Source organism: Desulfoluna sp. HI9BLuna (genome assembly GCF_056829775.1).
Map to the genome: position 1 here is coordinate 5,892,765 of NZ_CP186555.1, position 17,680 is coordinate 5,910,444.

At 58.4% G+C, this 17,680-nt stretch carries 15 protein-coding genes; 8 read left to right on the plus strand and 7 right to left on the minus strand.

The features are described 5' to 3' along the window. Positions 1-6: 6 nt before the first annotated feature. The 4 genes from ACOYW0_RS23905 to ACOYW0_RS23920 form a co-directional block, all read right to left on the minus strand. Positions 7-771: a PilZ domain-containing protein gene (locus tag ACOYW0_RS23905; protein WP_482416237.1), complete on the minus strand. Its 765-nt coding sequence runs from the start codon at positions 769-771 to the stop codon at positions 7-9. Between the two features lie 312 nt (positions 772-1,083). After that, positions 1,084-1,353, minus strand: coding sequence for an HU family DNA-binding protein (locus ACOYW0_RS23910; protein ID WP_092211056.1), 270 nt, complete (start codon positions 1,351-1,353; stop codon positions 1,084-1,086). 571 nt (positions 1,354-1,924) lie between these two features. After that, complete coding sequence (locus tag ACOYW0_RS23915; protein ID WP_482416238.1) at positions 1,925-3,919, minus strand: acyl CoA:acetate/3-ketoacid CoA transferase; 1,995 nt, start codon at positions 3,917-3,919, stop codon at positions 1,925-1,927. Positions 3,920-4,072: 153 nt separating this feature from the next. Next, positions 4,073-4,846: a prepilin peptidase gene (locus tag ACOYW0_RS23920; protein ID WP_482416239.1), complete on the minus strand. Its 774-nt coding sequence runs from the start codon at positions 4,844-4,846 to the stop codon at positions 4,073-4,075. Between the two features lie 392 nt (positions 4,847-5,238). On the opposite strand from ACOYW0_RS23920, the gene lon reads away from it, so the two are divergent. From lon to folE2, 8 genes are all read left to right on the plus strand, one after another. Then, positions 5,239-7,716, plus strand: coding sequence for an endopeptidase La (lon, locus tag ACOYW0_RS23925; protein WP_482416240.1), 2,478 nt, complete (start codon positions 5,239-5,241; stop codon positions 7,714-7,716). After that, a complete protein-coding gene (gene tsaB / locus ACOYW0_RS23930; RefSeq protein ID WP_482416241.1) occupies positions 7,713-8,423 on the plus strand; it encodes a tRNA (adenosine(37)-N6)-threonylcarbamoyltransferase complex dimerization subunit type 1 TsaB in 711 nt (236 codons plus the stop codon). Before lon ends, tsaB begins: the two co-directional genes overlap by 4 nt. A gap of 301 nt (positions 8,424-8,724) precedes the next feature. Continuing rightward, a complete protein-coding gene (locus ACOYW0_RS23935; RefSeq protein ID WP_180144874.1) occupies positions 8,725-9,396 on the plus strand; it encodes a phosphatidylserine decarboxylase family protein in 672 nt (223 codons plus the stop codon). Next, the gene (gene pssA / locus ACOYW0_RS23940; protein WP_482416242.1) at positions 9,393-10,136 is read left to right on the plus strand and encodes a CDP-diacylglycerol--serine O-phosphatidyltransferase; all 744 of its coding nucleotides are present in this window, start codon (positions 9,393-9,395) and stop codon (positions 10,134-10,136) included. Before ACOYW0_RS23935 ends, pssA begins: the two co-directional genes overlap by 4 nt. A gap of 206 nt (positions 10,137-10,342) precedes the next feature. After that, positions 10,343-10,810 (plus strand): transcription elongation factor GreA, encoded by a 468-nt coding sequence (gene greA, locus ACOYW0_RS23945; RefSeq protein ID WP_180144880.1) that lies wholly within the window; start codon positions 10,343-10,345, stop codon positions 10,808-10,810. Between the two features lie 169 nt (positions 10,811-10,979). Continuing rightward, entirely contained in the window at positions 10,980-11,180 is a 201-nt protein-coding gene (gene rpoZ, locus ACOYW0_RS23950; protein ID WP_180144883.1) for a DNA-directed RNA polymerase subunit omega, read from the plus strand. Positions 11,181-11,336: 156 nt separating this feature from the next. After that, complete coding sequence (locus tag ACOYW0_RS23955; RefSeq protein WP_482416243.1) at positions 11,337-12,068, plus strand: PP-loop family protein; 732 nt, start codon at positions 11,337-11,339, stop codon at positions 12,066-12,068. 60 nt (positions 12,069-12,128) lie between these two features. Continuing rightward, positions 12,129-12,929, plus strand: coding sequence for a GTP cyclohydrolase FolE2 (folE2, locus tag ACOYW0_RS23960; RefSeq protein WP_482416244.1), 801 nt, complete (start codon positions 12,129-12,131; stop codon positions 12,927-12,929). Between the two features lie 78 nt (positions 12,930-13,007). Here the strand turns inward: folE2 and ACOYW0_RS23965 are convergent, their stop codons facing one another. The 3 genes from ACOYW0_RS23965 to ACOYW0_RS23975 form a co-directional block, all read right to left on the minus strand. After that, complete coding sequence (locus ACOYW0_RS23965; RefSeq protein WP_482416245.1) at positions 13,008-14,222, minus strand: D-alanyl-D-alanine carboxypeptidase/D-alanyl-D-alanine-endopeptidase; 1,215 nt, start codon at positions 14,220-14,222, stop codon at positions 13,008-13,010. Positions 14,223-14,235: 13 nt separating this feature from the next. Then, entirely contained in the window at positions 14,236-14,676 is a 441-nt protein-coding gene (gene dtd / locus ACOYW0_RS23970; RefSeq protein WP_482416246.1) for a D-aminoacyl-tRNA deacylase, read from the minus strand. Positions 14,677-14,770: 94 nt separating this feature from the next. Beyond that, complete coding sequence (locus ACOYW0_RS23975) at positions 14,771-17,035, minus strand: Tex family protein (RefSeq protein ID WP_482416247.1); 2,265 nt, start codon at positions 17,033-17,035, stop codon at positions 14,771-14,773. Positions 17,036-17,680 lie beyond the last annotated feature (645 nt).

A 17,680-nucleotide genomic window follows, 5' to 3' on the forward strand; every position in this document is an offset into this window, starting at 1 on the left:
TTTGGGTCAGGTATGGGTGAGGCTGCGGATTTCGTGGAGTTGGGCGTTGTGGATGAAGTGACTCAGCACCTCTTCATCCGCGCTCTTCAGGCGGGTGAAACGGCATCCGGCAAACAGGGAAAGTTCATTGAATCGGCGGTTCACCCGGACCACCGAGAGGGCAGTGTCCATGGTATGGAGCTGCTCTTTTTTTTGGCTGTGGTCCCGGAGCACGATGCCCAACCGGCCCACATGGCCCGCTTCAAGTCCGGCAAGGGGGTTTTTTCCTTTGCCCAGAAGGCGGGGGATGATCAGGCCGACCCCGGTGGTGGATATATTGCAGATGCGGAACTGTTTTCCTGAGAAAAAATCATGACTGCCGACGATAAGTTTGCCCAGCACCTCGTGGGTGGCGGTGGGGATGTATCGAAAGGCGGAGCGGACGTTGACATCTTCCGGGGTGGGGTCGTAGCTCAAGGCGAGGGCCTGGGTGGTGTTTCCGTTGGCCAGGCGGTAGCCGGGGAGCGTCTTGAGGATCTTGCAGGGGAACCCGATGCGTTTCTTTTCTCCGGAGTCCATCCGGACCATGGTGCTCACGTGGAGCTGCCTGCTTGCCGCATCTTCGGAGGCACAGGATGCCCCAGTGGCTGCCACGGTGAGTCGCCTGGAGGCCGGGTCCGCTTCAAAGATGACCGAGGCATAGGAGACGGGGCTCAGGCTGTGCAGGTCTATGACAAGATCAATACCGGTTCCGGGTCTAAGGACAGAGTCGTCAACGGGTGCTGTGGCCAACGGGAAATTCCTTCTGTTATCCTGTTTCTTTTGGGCGCGGCTCAAGCCGCAGAACATGGGATTCATCTACCACAAGGCCGGGCAAAAATCAAAGCCATAGACAAACCCTGTTGGGGCTGCAGGGGAATAGACAAGTTTGCGAATTCAGTAATATGAAGGGTATGGACTAAAATAACGGAAGGTTGTGTATTTTGTGCGGCGGAAAAATGACTGATTGCGAAACGGCGAATTCAGGGGGGAGGTAAAACGGCGAAAAAAAGTGTGTCCGCCTGGTAGTGTAGACAGACGGACACGGAAAAAACAGTCGTCCGCCTACTTCAAAGCGTCTTTCAGAGCCTTGCCAGGTACAAACTTGGGAACCTTGCGTGCGTCGATGCTGATCTCCTGACCGGTCTGGGGATTGCGGCCTTTGCGGGCTTTTCTTTCAACGGCCTTGAAGGTGCCGAAGCCAACGAGGGTCACGGCGTCGTTACCGGTGAGGGCATCGGTGATGGTGGAAAGGACACAGTCTACGGCTGCCTGAGCTTCTTTTTTGGAGCTGACAACTTTTGCAACTTCGTTGACGAGATCACCTTTGTTCATCCTTGAATCTCCTTTTTGTAAGGGGTTTTAAACAACGGCTTGCTTATGATGTTATTCAGTAATGCAGTGTATATCGGGAAATCAGGATACGACATGCAGTGAGTATCCTATCTGGTAAGGCGAAGTCCAATATTGGCGGCCTTTTTTGAAGATCACCGTACTTATTTGGTTTCTAAGTGTCAAGCAATAATTGAGTTGGATGTCAAAAAAAAAAGCCCAAAAGACTTGATATATGGGCTCTTTAAGGTTTGACAATGATGAATAACCCGTGTTGGGGGCACACTTCCGGCAGATGAGTAAACAGGGTGGGAGGTATGGAAACATTGAAGGGGTTTTGTTGATAAACTCAATAAATACAAAGCTTTAACAATAAGTAAATTTTCCTCTTTCAACCGCGATGGCGCGGGTTTGAGAAACCGTCGCTTCGTCCGGATTTCAAGGGGAGAGTCTTGCTGCGGGACCGTTGATCGGGCCCGTATTTCTCGGGATAATACGCGAAGAGAGGCCGTTTTGAAAGGGTGTTCAGGCCTTCAAAACGGTTTGGTTACCCTCGAAGGATTCTGCAGGCGGTCTATTTCAGCAGGACCTTGACGGCTTCGGCCCCGGTTTCATAGATGTGGGGGGCCACTCCCCGCTTGGACAGGGCGTCTTTGAGCTTCATTTTCAGGAAGGTGCTGGTTGTGTATCGGGTGACCCCTGAATAATAGGTGGCGACAATGTGTTTGACCATGGCGGTATAGGGCTCCATGAGTTCGGGGTGGATCTGGAAATGGTCGTAGTTGACCACGGCAAAGACCTGCCTGCCTATTGTCTTGAGTTTGGATTCCACCGCTTCCTGTATCTCCTCGATCATCTCCGGTGAATCCACCACCAGCCCTTCGAAATTGACAAAGAAGAGATTGGACTCTTCGTTGTAGGTGAGCCTGTCGCTGAGTTTGACGGCCAGGAGGTCGTCCTTGAGGCCCATGGGGTCGGTGCGGAAAATCCGGCTGTCCATGGGGGCCGGTGGGAAGGGCATGGCAGGTTCGAAGGCCATGTGGGCAAGGATGTCTTTCGCAAGGTCGATGCCGGGGGCCACCTCTGTGAGGGTCATCCCCTGGTCCGTGAGGGCAAAGACGCATCGCTCCGTCACAAAGAGGACCGGCTGGTTGCGCTGCCGCGCGTAGTCCCCGCTGAAGGTCACCTGTTCCACATCGGCCATGAATTTCTGAACGGACCCTTCCCGGAGAATCTCCAGGGCGCCGTCGGCAATGCCAACCGAGAGGCCCTTGGCCGTGAAAGTACCGGTGAAGACCACCCGGCGTGCGTTCTGGCTGATGTTGATGAACCCTCCGGCCCCGGCGATACGGGGACCGAACCGGCTGACGTTGAGGTTTCCGTGGCTGTCGGCCTGGGCCAGGCCAAGGAAGGCGATGTCCAGGCCGCCTCCGTCGTAGAAGTCGAACTGGGCGGGTTGGTCGATGACGGCGTCGGGGTTGGTGCCTGCGCCGAAGCTCAGGCCCCCGGCCGGGACCCCGCCGATGAGGCCTGGCTCTGCCGTGAGGGTAATGTAGTCGAGGATGCCCTCTTCATGGGCCACGGAGGCGATGCCCTCGGGCATGCCGATACCCAGGTTCGTCACACAGTTGACGCGCAGCTCCATGGCGGCACGGCGGGCGATGATCTTGCGCGGGGTCAGGTCCATGGGCGGCATGTGCTGCAGGGGGATGCGGACTTCGCCGCTGTACGCGGGGTTGTAGGCCTCGGCAAAGGTCTGGTGATGGTATTCCGGCTTGGAGACAAAGACGCTGTCCACCATGATGCCGGGCACTTTGACAGCCTTTGGGGGGAGGGTTCGCTTTTCGGCGATGCGCTCCACCTGGGCGATGACCACGCCGCCGGAGTTCTTGGCGGCCATGGCCAGGGCGAGGCTCTCCAGGACCAGGGCCTCTTTTTCCATGGTGATGTTGCCCAGGGTGTCGGCGGTGGTGCCCCGGATGACAGCCACATCAATGGGGAAGGTTTTGTAGGCGAGGTAACGTTCCCCGTGGATCTCCATGGAGGTGACCAGGTCCTCGTGGGTGCAGCGGTTGATTTTCCCGCCGTCGATGCGCGGGTCCACAAAGGTGTTTAAACCCACCCGGCTGAGGGTGACGGGGCGGCCTGCGGCAATGTCCCTGTAGAGGTGGCAGAGCACGCCCTGGGGGAGGTTGTACGCTTCGATTTCATCGGCCACGGCCAGGGCCTGGAGGGCGGGGACCAGTCCCCAGTGCCCGCCGATGACCCGTTTGAGCATTCCTTTGTGACCCAGGTGGTTGAGGCCTTTGGAGGCGCCGTCTCCCATGCCTGCGGCGTAGACGAGGGTCAGGTCCGACGGGGTGCCTGTCCGTGTGAAGCGCTCTTCCAGGGTTACGGCGAACTCCTCGGGAAATCCGATGCCCACAAACCCGCCGAATCCGATGGTGTCCCCACTCTGGATCACCTCGGCTGCTTCGCGGGCGTTGACCACTTTTCCCTTTGGGGAGACAAGGGGGGAGAGGCTTGAAAGAATGGGATGGGACGAGCCCTGGCTTTTTTGGGTAGGCATGGCAACCTCCATATGGGGGTGTCGGAGACATGATGGCGTGTTTCCGATAGTTTACCAGAGAAGGGGGAGAGGGTGCCAGGGGCGTCTTGGGTGTGGGGAAAAACGACGGGGCGGCTGCCCCGTCGGGAGGTGCTGTCGGACGAAATATCCAGGTCAGCCCATGAGGCCGAAGTACCAGCTGATAAGGCGCGCGCCGAAGAGGGTGTAGGCCACGCCCCCGGCGGCCAGGAAGGGGCCGTAGGGGATGGCCATTTTCATGTTGCCTCGCTGGACGAGCATGATGGAGAGCCCGATGACACTGCCGGTGAGGGAGGAGAAGAAGACGGTGAACAACACACCCTCCCAGCCGATGAATGCACCCATCATCCCCAGCAGCTTGATGTCGCCGCCGCCCATGCCCGCTTTGCCCGTGGCCCGTTCATATCCCCAGGCGATGAGCCAGAGGCTGCCGCCTCCGGCAAGGATTCCCAGTGCGGCATCCTGCCAGGAGAGGGTGGGGACGGCAAAGGAGAGCAGGAAGAAAATGGGAATTCCCGGCAGGGAGATCACATCGGGGATGATGCGATGATCGATGTCGATGAAGGTGAGGGTGATGAGCACGCAGTAAAACAGAAAATGGGCCAGGGCGCTCAGGGTGGGCCCGAAGGCATACAGGGCGACAAGGGCCATGGCCCCGGTGAGGGCCTCGATGGCCGGGTAGCGGATGGAGACGCGGTGTTTGCAGGCTCGGCATCGCCCCATTAATATAAGGTAGCTCATCACGGGGATGTTGTCGTACCAGCGGATGGCCGTACCGCAGGAGGGGCAGGCGGAGCCCGGCCTGACAATGGAGCGGGAGAGGGGCACCCTGTAGATACAGACATTGAGAAAGCTGCCCACGCAGAGGCCGTAACAGAGGGTGGCCAGGCTAACGAATAAGGGGATCATGAATTTTTCCTGCTTCATCGGGTGGATGTCGTGGGCGGCTGGCCCGTCGGCCGCCTTGGGTTGTCGGCCTCATACCCGGGTAAAATAGAAGCCGTGGCCAAAAAAATCAAGAATGATATTGTAAATGGGGAAATGTGTCTTATAATTACTCCGTAGCTCTCCCTATTCCCCGGAAAAACCTTGTCTGGAGGCCGTTTCGGGCGTTGTGGCAACACGGCGCGCTGCCCGGGGGATGATGTTTGCGTTCAAAAAATCATGATGGCGTCAAAAAATCGTCGATTTTTAGACATCTCGCCTGCGCCTTTGACGTCTTCCCGGTCGGTTTTTCTCCGCCGGGGAGCCGGGACCCTTTCCCGGGCTGCGGGGCCATCGCATCATATGCAGGAGTTGGAATGGCTGTTACCGACAAAGACGATCTGATCAACCTCATCGAAGAAGAGGTTCCCGATAACGAAATCCCTGAAATTCTTCCCTTGATGCCTGTTCGGGATGTGGTGATCTTCAATGACATGCTCCTGCCCCTGTTCATCGGCAGGGACAGGTCGGTGCGCGCCGTGGAGCATGCCCTGGAAGGGGATCGCTTCATTTTCCTTGCGGCCCAGAAGGATCCGGCGGACGAAGAACCGAAGACCGAAGAGATCTTCACCGTGGGCACCGTGGGCAAGGTCCTTCGCATGGTGAAGCTGCCCGACGGCAAGATCAAGGCCCTGGTCCAGGGCATGGCCAAGGGACGGGTCGTGGAGTACGTGGACGAATCGCCGTTTTTCAAGGTGCGTCTTGAGCAGATCGAGGAGGAAGCCTCTCCGGAGATGGATCTCACCGCCGAGGCCCTTATGCGCAATGTCCGCGAGCAGAGCGAAAAAATCCTGACCCTCAAAGGGGAGTTCAGCACGGAGGTGTCCGCGGTGCTGGAGAGTATCGACTCTCCGGGCAAGCTGGCCGACCTTGTGGCTTCCAACCTGCGGCTGCGGGTGGACGAGGCCCAGCAGGTCCTCGAATGCCAGGATCCTATGGAGCGGCTGAAGAAAGTCTACGGGTACCTCAGCCGGGAGGTGGAACTGTCCGCGGTGCAGGTCAAGATCCAGACCGATGTGCGGGACGAGATCTCCAAGACCCAGCGTGATTTTTACCTGCGGGAGCAGGTGAGGGCCATCAACCGTGAGCTCGGCGAGCAGGACGACAGGATCGCAGAGCTTACCGAGTACAAGGAGAACATTGCCAAGGCCGGCATGTCTCCGGCAGCGGAAAAAGAGGCCCTGAAGCAGCTCAAGCGCCTGGAGCAGATGCACTCCGATTCGTCGGAAGCCTCGGTGATCCGGACCTACCTGGACTGGATGGTGGAGCTTCCCTGGAGCGTCAGCACCAAGGACCACCTCAACATCAAGCGTGCGGCCAAGGTGCTGGACGAAGAGCACTACGGACTGGAAAAAGTCAAGGAGCGCATCCTTGAATTTCTGAGTGTTCGAAAGCTCAACCCCAATGTAAAGGGGTCCATTCTTTGCTTTGTGGGCCCTCCCGGGGTGGGCAAGACCTCCCTGGGCAAAGCCATTGCAGCGGCCATGAAACGGGAGTTCGTACGCATCTCCCTGGGCGGAATCCGAGACGAAGCCGAGATCCGCGGCCACCGGCGGACCTACATCGGGGCCTTGCCCGGCCGGATCATCCAGGGGCTGAAGCAGTGCGGCTCCAACAACCCCGTCTTTATGATGGACGAGGTGGACAAGCTGGGTTCCGATTACAAGGGGGACCCCTCGTCGGCGCTCCTGGAGGCCCTGGATCCCGAGCAGAACAACGAGTTCAGCGATCATTACCTGAACATCGCCTTTGACCTGTCCAAGGTGATGTTCATCCTTACGGCCAACCAGCTGGATACCATTCCGTCGGCCCTGCTGGACCGCATGGAGGTGATCTATCTCTCCGGGTACAGCCATGAAGAGAAGCGGGTCATTGCCGATAACTACCTGCTGCCCCGACAGGTCAAGGAGAACGGCCTGAAAAAGCGTCACCTGCAGCTGAGCGCAGGGGCCCTGGACGACGTCATTCAGCACTACACCCTGGAGGCCGGGGTTCGAAGCCTGGAACGCGAGCTGGGTTCTGTCTGCCGCAAGATCGCCCGCAAGGTGGCCGAAGGCGCCAAGGGCGGGCAGCGTGTCAGCCGCGCCAATCTGGAAAAGTACCTTGGTCCCCCGAAGTATCTCTCGGAGCTGGACAAGGAAGAGAGCCAGGTGGGCCTTTCCACCGGCCTCGCCTGGACCCAGGTGGGCGGGGAGGTGCTCTATGTGGAAACCTCCATCATTCCCGGCAAGGGGGAACTCATTGTCACCGGCCAGCTGGGCGAGGTGATGCAGGAGTCTGTGAAGGCGGCCATGAGCTATACGCGCCATGCCCTTGCAGGCCTGGGATTCAAGGACAGTTTTGATGACCTGGATATCCACATCCACGTGCCGGACGGGGCCACCCCCAAGGACGGGCCTTCGGCGGGCATTGCCATTGCCACCTCCCTGTTCTCCGCCGTGGTGGACCGGCCGGTGAGCAGTGATGTGGCCATGACCGGCGAGATTTCCCTGCGCGGGCGGGTCCTGCCCATCGGCGGCCTGAAGGAAAAGGCCCTGGGGGCCTTGCGGGGCGGGATCAAGACCGTTCTGTTTCCGGTAAAGAATGCCAAGGACCTGGCGGAGATTCCCCAGAGTGTGAAAAAGCGGATCTCCTTTGTGCCTGTCCGGCACCTGGACGATGTGCTCAAGATCGCCATCGAGGGGTTCGACACCCTGGCTGAGGACGCTGCCCGGCTCAAGAAGGAGGAGGCTGCCGCCGCCAAAGGCAAGACCAAGGCCAAAGGCAAGCGCAAGGCTAAAGAGGAGGCGGCATGATGCGACTCCTTGCCGTGGATACCTCCACCCTGTCATGCGGCGTGGCCGTCACCGACGGGGAGGGTCTTCTGTCCGAGAGCCTCTTTACAAGTCGCCAGACCCATTCTCGCCACCTGCTGGGCATGGTGGATGAGACCCTGTCCCGTTCCGGGCTGGCCCTGGGAGACCTGGACGGCTTTGCTGTCACTGTGGGGCCCGGCAGTTTTACCGGGCTGCGCATCGGCATGAGTGTGGTCAAGGGACTGGCCGAGGTGGCGGGCAAACCCGTTGTGGGGGTCAGCACCCTGGAGGCCCTGGCCCGGGGGGCGGCCCTGGCCGGAAAACCCATCGCCTCCATGATCGACGCCCGCAAGGGCGAGGTGTATGCGGCCCTCTACCGGCCGGACGAGACAGGCGGTGTGACCGAGGTCTCTTCCCCCGAGGCTGTTCGGCCGGAAGACTTTTCGGAGCGGCTCACCGGTGAGGTCCTCTGTATCGGCACCGGTGCGTCTGCCTACGGGGATCTTTTTAGGAACGCCTTGAAAGAAAAGGTTTTTTTTGCTCCAGAGTATGATACTATCCGCCCTTCCGTTGTGGCGGCCCTTGCCCTGGAAGCCCTTGAAAGGGGGGAGGGAAAGGACGCGGCTGCCCTGACGCCTCTGTACCTGAGAAAGTCGGACGCCGAGATCGCCCTGGAGCTCCGAAATGCTTCAGAGGGGCACGGTTAGGGGCTTTCGTTTGACAAGGCATGGGTGATCTGATACTCCTCAATACAGAAGGTGGCATTTAAAAATGCCGAGATTGCGGGGCGTGGACGCCCCGCAAACAACGTTTGATTCCCATCTGTTGCCATGGCACGGATGGCGGCTGTGAGTCTTACCAACCTCATCAGATGCACCACGCCAACAGGAATCGTGCATAAGCAACGATGATATTGATGTCTTGCGTCGGCTGTCCCCGGGTGCGTGTCTGCACCAGGGTGAGACGGTGGGCGGAGGCGTTTCAACCATATGAATACTGGAACCGCGAATGGATCGTTTTACCTGGCCTGAAACACCGAGTCTGAAAGCATTTCAAGTTGCAAAACCCGGCATACCCTTTATTGTGGTGGCCTGTGTTTCCACTCTTTTCCTTGCAGGGATTCATTTCCACACTCTCGCCCTGATCTCTTTTTTCATCACCCTGTTTGTCTGCTACTTCTTCAGGGACCCGGACCGGGCCGTGGAAGTGGGGGAGGGCTACCTCTCGTCCCCTGCGGACGGCAAGGTGATTTTTGCAGAGGTGGTGGACGAGAACCCGTATGTCGAGGGGAAATGCTTTAAGATCAGCATTTTCATGAATGTGTTCAACGTGCATGTCAACAGGGTCCCCTTTGACGGCACGGTCAAGGCCATTCATTACCACCCCGGAAAGTTTTTCAACGCCAGCCTGGACAAGGCCTCAGAGCACAACGAGCGCAATGCCCTGGTGATTGAAACGGACCAGGGGGTGACCTTTGCCACCGTCCAGATCGCAGGGCTTGTGGCCCGGCGCATTATCTGCGGCGTAAACGAAGGGGACCGCGTTACACGGGGCCGACGCTACGGCATGATCTGCTTTGGCTCTCGCCTCGATCTTTACCTGCCCACCGACTTTGCCTGCCGTGTGGCCATCGGCGATAAAGTTCAGGCCGGCACAACGGTTATGGGGGTACTCTCATGAAAGATGCACGAAAAGAACGGCTGAAAAAAGGAATCTACCTGCTGCCCAACGCGTTTACATCCATGAACCTGTTCTTCGGGTTCCTCTGCATTGTCTCCGCCCTGGAGGGACGCTTTGAGTTTGCGGCCATTGCCATTTTGATTGCGGTGGTTTTTGACTCACTGGACGGCAAGATTGCCCGCGCCACCAACACCACCAGCCAGTTCGGCATTGAGTTTGACTCCCTGGCGGACCTGGTCTCCTTTGGGCTGGCGCCCTCGCTGCTGATGTATCTCTGGATCTTGAAACCCATGGGACGCATCGGATGGCTTGCAGCTTTTCTTTTTACCATCTGCGGGGCCCTTCGCCTTGCCCGGTTCAACACCATGGCCGAGGCAACGCCCAGCAACCATTTTCTGGGGCTTCCCATTCCGGCTGCCGCGGGCATGAACGCCACGGCCGTGATGTTCTGCACGAAGTTTGGTGTGCCGGCTTCGGAGTTTCCCCTTGTTTTCCTGCTCGGCATGTACGCCCTGTCGTTTTTGATGGTCAGCTCTGTGAAATACGAGAGCTTTAAAAAAGCCGAGCTCTTTAAGAAGATGAAGTTTAACATGCTGGTTTCCGCCATCCTTGTCTTTATCTTCATTGCGCAGAAACCGCATCTGGCACTTTTTGTTATTTCGCTCTGTTATGTGGTTTCCGGGCCCATTCTCACCATTGTGCTGGCCCGGCGTGCCAAGCAGGCGGAAGGACGCGCCTGATCCGCGCCCAGCGCTTTTTTTGTGTAAGAACAAGGCTCCTTCATGTATGATGGGGCCTTTCTGAAAAGATAAACAGACAAAGCCCCTTTCGTTGCCGGGGATTCAGTCGATGGATCCCAAAGGCGAAAGAGGTTTTTGTTTTTAAAGGACACTGTAACGGGGTCGGGCTTTTGCCCGGGTCCCACAGAAACACCAGGAGCACTATTTTGAAGACCATTCCCATTACCAAGGAAGGCTACGAAACGTTGAAAAGGGAACTCCACCAGCTGAAGACGGTGGACCGCCCCAAGACCATTGAAGCCATCGAGGTCGCACGAAGCCATGGGGACCTTTCGGAGAATGCCGAGTACGATGCGGCAAAAGACCGTCAGTCCTTCATTGAAGGGCGTATCATGGATCTGGAGTACAAGGTCGCCAACGCTGATGTCATCGATCCCGAAACCCTTCCCTCGGACAAGGTGGTCTTCGCCAGCCGATTTGTTCTTGAAAATGTTGACACCGGTGAAGAAGTGACCTATCAGCTGGTCGGTCAGGAAGAGTCGGACATTGCAAAGGGCAAGGTCTCTGTTTCGTCCCCCCTGGGTCAGGCCATCCTCGGCAAGGCTCCGGGAAGCGAAGTGACTGTCCAGGCCCCCGGCGGCCAGCGACTCTACGAGCTTGTTGAGATCTTGTAATCTTTTATCGGTTCGTATATAGTAATAAGTCGGCATGGGGCCCGGTTTCGTTTTTGTCACGGCCCGGCTCACCCGTAACGACAGTTGATTTTCCCCGGAAGAGCGCGGCTTTTCGCGTTTCAGACCGGTATACAAAACACGTTATTTTTCGAACACAAGGAGAATGACCTTGGCCAGAGTAACCGTTGAAGATTGCCTTGAGAAGGTTCCCAATCGCTTTATGCTCGTGCATATGGCTTCCAAGCGCGTACGTCAGATTCGTGACGGAGCTGAATTCGTCGTTCAGTCCGCCAACAACGAAGATGTTGTCACCGCCCTTAGAGAGATTGCCTCAGGCAAGGTCTTCCTGAAAACGGAAGACGAGTCGTAGCCCGCTTTCGATCAGGTCAGCCTGTGACAGGTCACCTTTCACTTCGGGCCGCAGTTTCTGTGGCGGCCTGAAGGGGTGGCTGTCGTCCTTCATGATCCTCTCCTTCCCGGCTTTTGCAGGGCCCACCCAACCATTCCACAGATTTTCAGGAACAATGTGATACGAGAAACGCGAATATACCAGCGCCTCAATCGTGCCATGGGGAAAGCCATCCACCAGTACGCCATGATTGAAGACGGCGACCGGATTGCTTTGGGGCTTTCGGGAGGAAAAGACAGTCTGACCCTTTTGACTCTTCTTGTGGAGCGGCTTCGCAGGATCCCGGTGACTTACTCCATCCACCCGATCTATATTGATCCCGGATTCGACGGCGGGTTTGCCGACGAGCTGGCGGCGCATTGCCGCGGGCTGGGGTTGACCCTGACGTGCGAAATCACGAATCACGGCCCGGAAGCCCACAAGGATGAGCAGGCCGCGAACCCCTGTTTTATCTGTTCGCGCCTGAGACGAAAGCGGTTGTTTGAATTGACCTCCGAGCTGGGGTGCCGCACCCTGGCCCTGGGTCATAACAAGGATGATGTCATTGAAACCCTGCTCATCAACATGTTTTACTCGGGACAGATCAGCACGATGATGCCTCACCAGTCGATGTTTAACGGTGAAGTTACGGTGATCCGGCCTCTCTACCTGGCCGAGGAAGCCGACATTGTCCGGTTTGCATCGGAACAGGAGTTGCCGGTCTACACCAACCCGTGCCCTTCGGCGGCGGTATCGAAACGCCGTGAAATCAAAGATCTTTTGACTGCGCTTTGCAAGGATAATCCCCACGTCAAAGGAAATCTTTTCCGATCCCTGAGCCAGGTCCGGTTGGACTACTTGTTGACATAGCGTCGTTTCTTTGCTTTTGTTGTTCTACAACTCACTTTGACAGGGGACGGAACAGACAACATGATTGATATGCAGAAACAGCCTGATTATCGCAATATTCCTATTGATCAGGTCGGCATTAAAAATTTGAAATACCCGGTGCGTGTCCTGGACAGGTCCAATGGAACCCAGCATACGGTGGCCTCCATCAACATGTATGTGGATCTGCCTCACCACTCCAAGGGTACCCATATGAGTCGCTTCGTCGAGCTGTTGCATTCCTTTCGAAACGACCTGGAACTTTCGCTGCCCACCCTCTCTCGTATACTAGTTGAGATGAAAAAAATCCTGGGCGCGAAATCTTCCCATGTGGATATTACTTTTCCCTATTTTATTGAGAAAACTGCTCCGGAAAGCCACTCCCCCGGGCTGGTGGATTATTCGTGCCGGTTCCTGGGAACGAGCAATGAGCACGACGAGGTTGATTTGATCTCGGAGGTGGTGGTTCCCATCACCTCCCTGTGCCCCTGCTCCAAGGAGATCAGCGCCCACGGAGCCCACAATCAGCGCGGTGAAGTGCGACTGGCCACGCGATTTCGCAAGTTCAACTGGATCGAGGACATGATCGAGCTGGTGGAGCAGGCCGCGTCGTGCGAGATCTATTCGGTGCTCAAGCGTGTGGACGAAAAGTACGTCACGGAGCAGGCCTACAACAACCCCAAGTTTGTTGAGGACATTGTCCGGGATATCGCCACGGCCCTGAACCGGGACGACAACATTACCTGGTTCGAGCTGAGCGCTGAGAATTTTGAGTCCATTCACAATCACAGCGCCTATGCGTACATCGCAAGCACCAAAGAGGGGATTGTCGCCGGAGCGTGAGCCTCCCTTTTTGCAGGGTATTTTGTTACGAATGATGGAAACGGGTCCGTTGACGCAATGCGTCGGCGGACCCGTTTTTTATTGGTGGGGTGTCTGGGCGGCCAGGGCGGTTTTCAGGGCTTTTAAGATGCGGCCCGCGTTTCCGTTTGCGCGGTGGGTGAAGATGACAAAGCGATACTTCCGGCCGTCGGGCATGGTGAGGTATCCCACCCGGGTGGAGACCCCGTTGAGGGTTCCGGTTTTGTAACGGGCGCCGTTCTCTTCATGGAGCAGGGGGGCGTGGGGCGCAAAGCACACCAGCAAGGCGTCCATGGTGCGCGCCGTGAGCACGTTTTTCCGGGAGATGCCGGATCCTTCAACCACGGCGGGGCACTGCCCGATGAGGCGGCTCATCACATCGCAGAAGGTACTGCGTCCTTTTTCAAGGGTGGCGGGGCTCCCTTTGGCGTGGGCGCCGGAGGCCAGGAAGAGCTGGTTGGCCATGAAGTTGTTGGAGAAGGCCATGAGCTTTTGCACAACCTCGGGAAGCGCCCAGGGGGAAAAAAGCCGCCGGGTGTAGGGGAGGGGACCTTCGGGCATGGCCTGCGGCGCCACGGTACCCGTAACGGTGATGCCGTGCTGTTTCAGGAACCAGGCGAAGAGGTGGCCCGCATAAAGGCGGCTCTCGGCCGGGGTGAGGCGGATGCGCCCGCCCGGGGCGTCCCGTGGAATCCGTTTGGCCACAAAGGTGAGCAGGGGAGTCTGGGGCTCGGCGCTCACAAGGGTTCCCTTGTTTGTCCTGCGGTAATTCACCGTATTGAAATTGGCGCAGAGGGCCCCGTTGGGGGCATCGTAGGGCTGGGTCGATCGGGTGGACACCCCGGGGATGGTGATGCGGTCAACGTAGGTGTCGTCCACACGGATGCCGGTGATGCGGCGTACTCCCCGTGCGACAAGCTCTCCTGCCACCTTTTGCCCATAGGCTGCCAGCACCTCGGAGGTGAGCAGGGGGTCGCCGTACCCTTTGAGGAAGAGGATATTCTCTTTGGTAAGGGCCACATCCGTGGGGAACCGGTAATCTTCGCCCAAGGTCTCGAAGGCCGTCAGGGCCGTGGCGACCTTCAGGGTGGAGGCGGGGACGGACAGGGTGTCGGGGTTCTGGGCGTAGACCACCCTGTGGGGCTCTTCGGTGACCAGCAGGGCGTCGGAAGGGCGAAGGACAGCCGCGAGGGATGGGGGCAGGACCTCGCCGCCTGCCAGGGAGGGCAGGAGAAGACAGGCGAGGCCCACAAGGATTAATAAAGGGCGTTTCATGGGGTTTAAGCCTCTACTTGCTCTCGACAATGAGGGTTACAGGCCCGTCGTTGGTGAGGGAGACCTCCATGTGGGTCTGGAACCGCCCGGTCTCTGCGGAGATCCCCTTGAACCGCACCGCTTCGATAAAGCAATTGTAAAGGGCATCGGCCTCATCGGGCGGGGCCGCATCAATAAAGGATGGGCGTCGGCCTTTGCTGCAGTCTCCGTAGAGGGTGAACTGGGAGACCACCAGCATGGCGCCCCCCACGTCCTGGAGGGAACGGTTCATCTTGCCGTCTTCGTCTTCAAAGATCCGCAGGCCGGAAATTTTGTCGGCCAGATAGCGGGCCTCCTTTTCCGTGTCGCCCCGGCCAACGCCGAGGAGCACCACCAGGCCTTTGTCGATGGCTCCGGTCTCTTCACCTTCCACCTGAACCGATCCCTGGCTGACGCGTTGTACCACTGCTCGCATTCCATACTCCGTATCTGGCTGTGACGGCCCGCGTTGTGCGCGGGCCAGATATCTTAAGGCCGGGCTCTCCTTGGCAGAGAGGCCCGGCAGTGGGTTATTTTTTCAAGAGGTCGGCAAAGGGGTTGTTGAAGGGGCGGCCCTTGTCTTCCCTGTGCTGGGAACCCTTGGTCTGCCGTTTGGGCTTTGTCGGCCGTTGGGGCTGTTTTTTGTCCTGGGGGGCGGATCCGCCTTCGGAGGGGCTCTTCATGGACAGGGAGATTCGCTTCCGGGGTTTGTCGATGCCGATGACCCGCACCTGCACCTTCTGGTGGACCTTCACCACGTCGGCGGGGTTCTTGACGAATTTATCGGACATTTCGCTGATGTGCACAAGCCCGTCCTGGTGGACGCCGATATCCACAAAGGCACCGAAGGCGGTGACGTTGGTGACGACGCCGGGAAGGCGCATGCCTTCCTCCAGGTCGTCCATGGTCTCCACCCCTTCCCGGTAGTTGAAGAGCTTGAAGTCGTCACGGGGGTCTCGCCCGGGCTTGGCCAGCTCCTCGCAGATGTCGGTGAGTGTGGGGAGCCCCACGGTGTCCGTGATGTAGGCGGAGAGGTCCAGTGCCTGCTTCAGGTCGGTGCGCCCGATGAGGGAGGAGACGTCCGCATGGAGGTCTTTTGCCATGGCATCCACGATCCCGTAGCTCTCCGGGTGAACCGCGCTTGAATCAAGGGGGTTTTGCGCTTTGACGATGCGGAGGAACCCGGCGCACTGTTCAAAGGCCTTGGGGCCCAGGCGGGGCACCTTGAGAAGGGCCTTTCGGGTTTCGAAGGGGCCGTTTTCATCACGGTGCGCCACAATGTTGCGGGCCAGCTGGGGACCGAGGCCCGACACATAGGTGAGGAGCTCGGCACTGGCCCGGTTGACATCCACGCCCACCCCGTTGACACAGCTGACCACGGTGTCGTCCAGGGAGTTTTTCAGGGCGGTCTGGTCCACGTCGTGCTGATACTGGCCCACGCCGATGGATTTGGGGTCGATCTTCACCAGCTCGGAGAGGGGATCCATGAGGCGCCTGCCGATGGAGACAGCGCCCCTTACGGTGAGGTCCAGATCGGGAAACTCTTTCCGTGCGGTCTCGGAGGCCGAGTAGATGGAGGCGCCGCTTTCGTTGACCAGGGTGACGATGATCTCCCTGGGCAGGCCCAGGCCTTTGACGAACCGTTCGGTCTCCCTGCCGGCCGTGCCGTTGCCGATGGCCACGGCTTCCATGTCGAACCGCTTCACCAGGTTCAGGATGGTCTCGGCGGCCTTTTTATCTTTGTGTTCCCCCATGTTGGGGTAGATGGTGTCGTGGTGGAGCAGCTTGCCCTGGCTGTCCAGGCACACAACCTTGCAGCCGGTTCGGAATCCGGGGTCGATGCCCAGGACCCGCCTGGCACCCATGGGCGGGGAGAGGAGGAGTTCTCGTAAGTTGTCGGCAAAGACCGTGATGGCCTCCCGGTCGGCCCGCTCTTTGGACAGGAGCCGCGCTTCGGTCTCCATGGCCCGTGAAAGCAGGCGCTTGTACCCCTGCTCCAGGGCTTTGCGCACCAGGGCGGAGTCGGGGCCGTCCCCTGTGATGAGCAGGGTGTTCAGGATCTGGAGGGCATCCTCTTCGGTGGGGCGGATGGTGAGGTTGAGGACCTCTTCCCGCTCACCGCGCCGGGCGGCGAGGATTCGATGGGACGGGGCGTCGTGAAGGGGTTCGTTCCAGTCGAAGTAGTCCCGGAACTTGGCGCCTTTCTCTTCCATGCCTGTGGCCACACGGCAGGAGATGGTGCTCTTTTTGGCGTAGAGCTCGCGCAGGGCCTTTCGGACAGGCTCCTGTTCGTTGATCCATTCGGCCATGATGTCCACGGCACCGGCCAGGGCATCTGCCGGGATCTCCACGCCCTTTTCGTCGTCCACGAAGTCCGGGGCCAGGGCTTCCGGGTCTTTACCTGTCTGGGCAAATATCGCCTCTGCCAGGGGCTCCAGTCCTTTTTCACGGGCCTGCTGGCCTTTGGTACGCCGTTTGGGACGGAACGGGAGGTAAATATCTTCGAGGTCGGCCAGGGCGTCCGAGGCCCGGACCCGTGCCTCCAGTTCATCGGTGAGGTGCCCGTTTTTTTCAAGGGAGGTGAGGATGGTCGCCTTGCGTGCGTCCAGCTCTCTGAGCTGGGCCGAAAGGTCCCGTATTTCGGCGACGGCCACTTCGTCGAGGCTGCCTGTGGCCTCTTTACGGTAGCGGGCGATAAAGGGAACGGTGGCGCCCTGGTCGAGGAGGGCCAGGGTTTCGGTGACCTGGGCCGGCGACACGTTCAGTCGGCCGGCAATCATTGCTGTGTTGTCCATTCAGTTGACCCGTTTAATCAGGTTAATGGGGTATGCGAGGGCTCGGGCACGAAGGCGCCGTGTCGTCACTTCGGGGCCCGCCCGGAGGAGAGCCCTGCGCCCTGTGCGCTGTCGGTTTTGTTTATGGTCTGAGCCTGCGTCCATGGACGGAGGTGGAATCCGTATCCGTCACGGGGCCATTGTCCATGGTCGGCTGTCATCGTTACCATGAAACCGGTGGCGTGAAAAACCCTTTTCGCAGAACGCAGGTGAAAAGGCGGTCCATGGTCCGTGCTGCTCATTTGTGTTTGACATCCTCCCTGTGTAAGGCAGATAATAAAAAGGTGTAGGAAAATAGCTGCACTTTACTGAAATAAAGGATAGGCATCGGATTTTCAATTGAATTTTCCTGATGGCGAGGCGTCCACCGCGAGGAGGGGCCATGCGCCTTACCTGCTGAATCACACCATCTATCAAGGGATTTTGAAATTTATGTGTTGACATAATGCGCTGAAAAAATAATATTTCTGTTTCAGAACGTGAGTTTGGCAGCCTGGTCGGCGGCCGACGGGAGGGCCTAACCTGTTCCCCATGCAGGCTTTTTTGGACCGTCGCAATCAGGCAGGCCGGTCCTGCGGCGTCCCTGATGCGGTTTGACGGTATGTC

Excerpts from the sequence above, each read along its gene's own strand:
- ACOYW0_RS23910 (WP_092211056.1), bottom strand. The coding sequence starts at position 1,353 with ATGAACAAAGGTGATCTCGTCAACGAAGTTGCAAAAGTTGTCAGCTCC.
- ACOYW0_RS23915 (WP_482416238.1), bottom strand. The coding sequence starts at position 3,919 with ATGCCTACCCAAAAAAGCCAGGGCTCGTCCCATCCCATTCTTTCAAGC.
- ACOYW0_RS23920 (WP_482416239.1), bottom strand. The coding sequence starts at position 4,846 with ATGATCCCCTTATTCGTTAGCCTGGCCACCCTCTGTTACGGCCTCTGC.
- lon (WP_482416240.1), top strand. The coding sequence starts at position 5,239 with ATGGCTGTTACCGACAAAGACGATCTGATCAACCTCATCGAAGAAGAG.
- tsaB (WP_482416241.1), top strand. The coding sequence starts at position 7,713 with ATGATGCGACTCCTTGCCGTGGATACCTCCACCCTGTCATGCGGCGTG.
- ACOYW0_RS23935 (WP_180144874.1), top strand. The coding sequence starts at position 8,725 with ATGGATCGTTTTACCTGGCCTGAAACACCGAGTCTGAAAGCATTTCAA.
- pssA (WP_482416242.1), top strand. The coding sequence starts at position 9,393 with ATGAAAGATGCACGAAAAGAACGGCTGAAAAAAGGAATCTACCTGCTG.
- folE2 (WP_482416244.1), top strand. The coding sequence starts at position 12,129 with ATGATTGATATGCAGAAACAGCCTGATTATCGCAATATTCCTATTGAT.
- ACOYW0_RS23965 (WP_482416245.1), bottom strand. The coding sequence starts at position 14,222 with ATGAAACGCCCTTTATTAATCCTTGTGGGCCTCGCCTGTCTTCTCCTG.
- dtd (WP_482416246.1), bottom strand. The coding sequence starts at position 14,676 with ATGCGAGCAGTGGTACAACGCGTCAGCCAGGGATCGGTTCAGGTGGAA.
- ACOYW0_RS23975 (WP_482416247.1), bottom strand. The coding sequence starts at position 17,035 with ATGGACAACACAGCAATGATTGCCGGCCGACTGAACGTGTCGCCGGCC.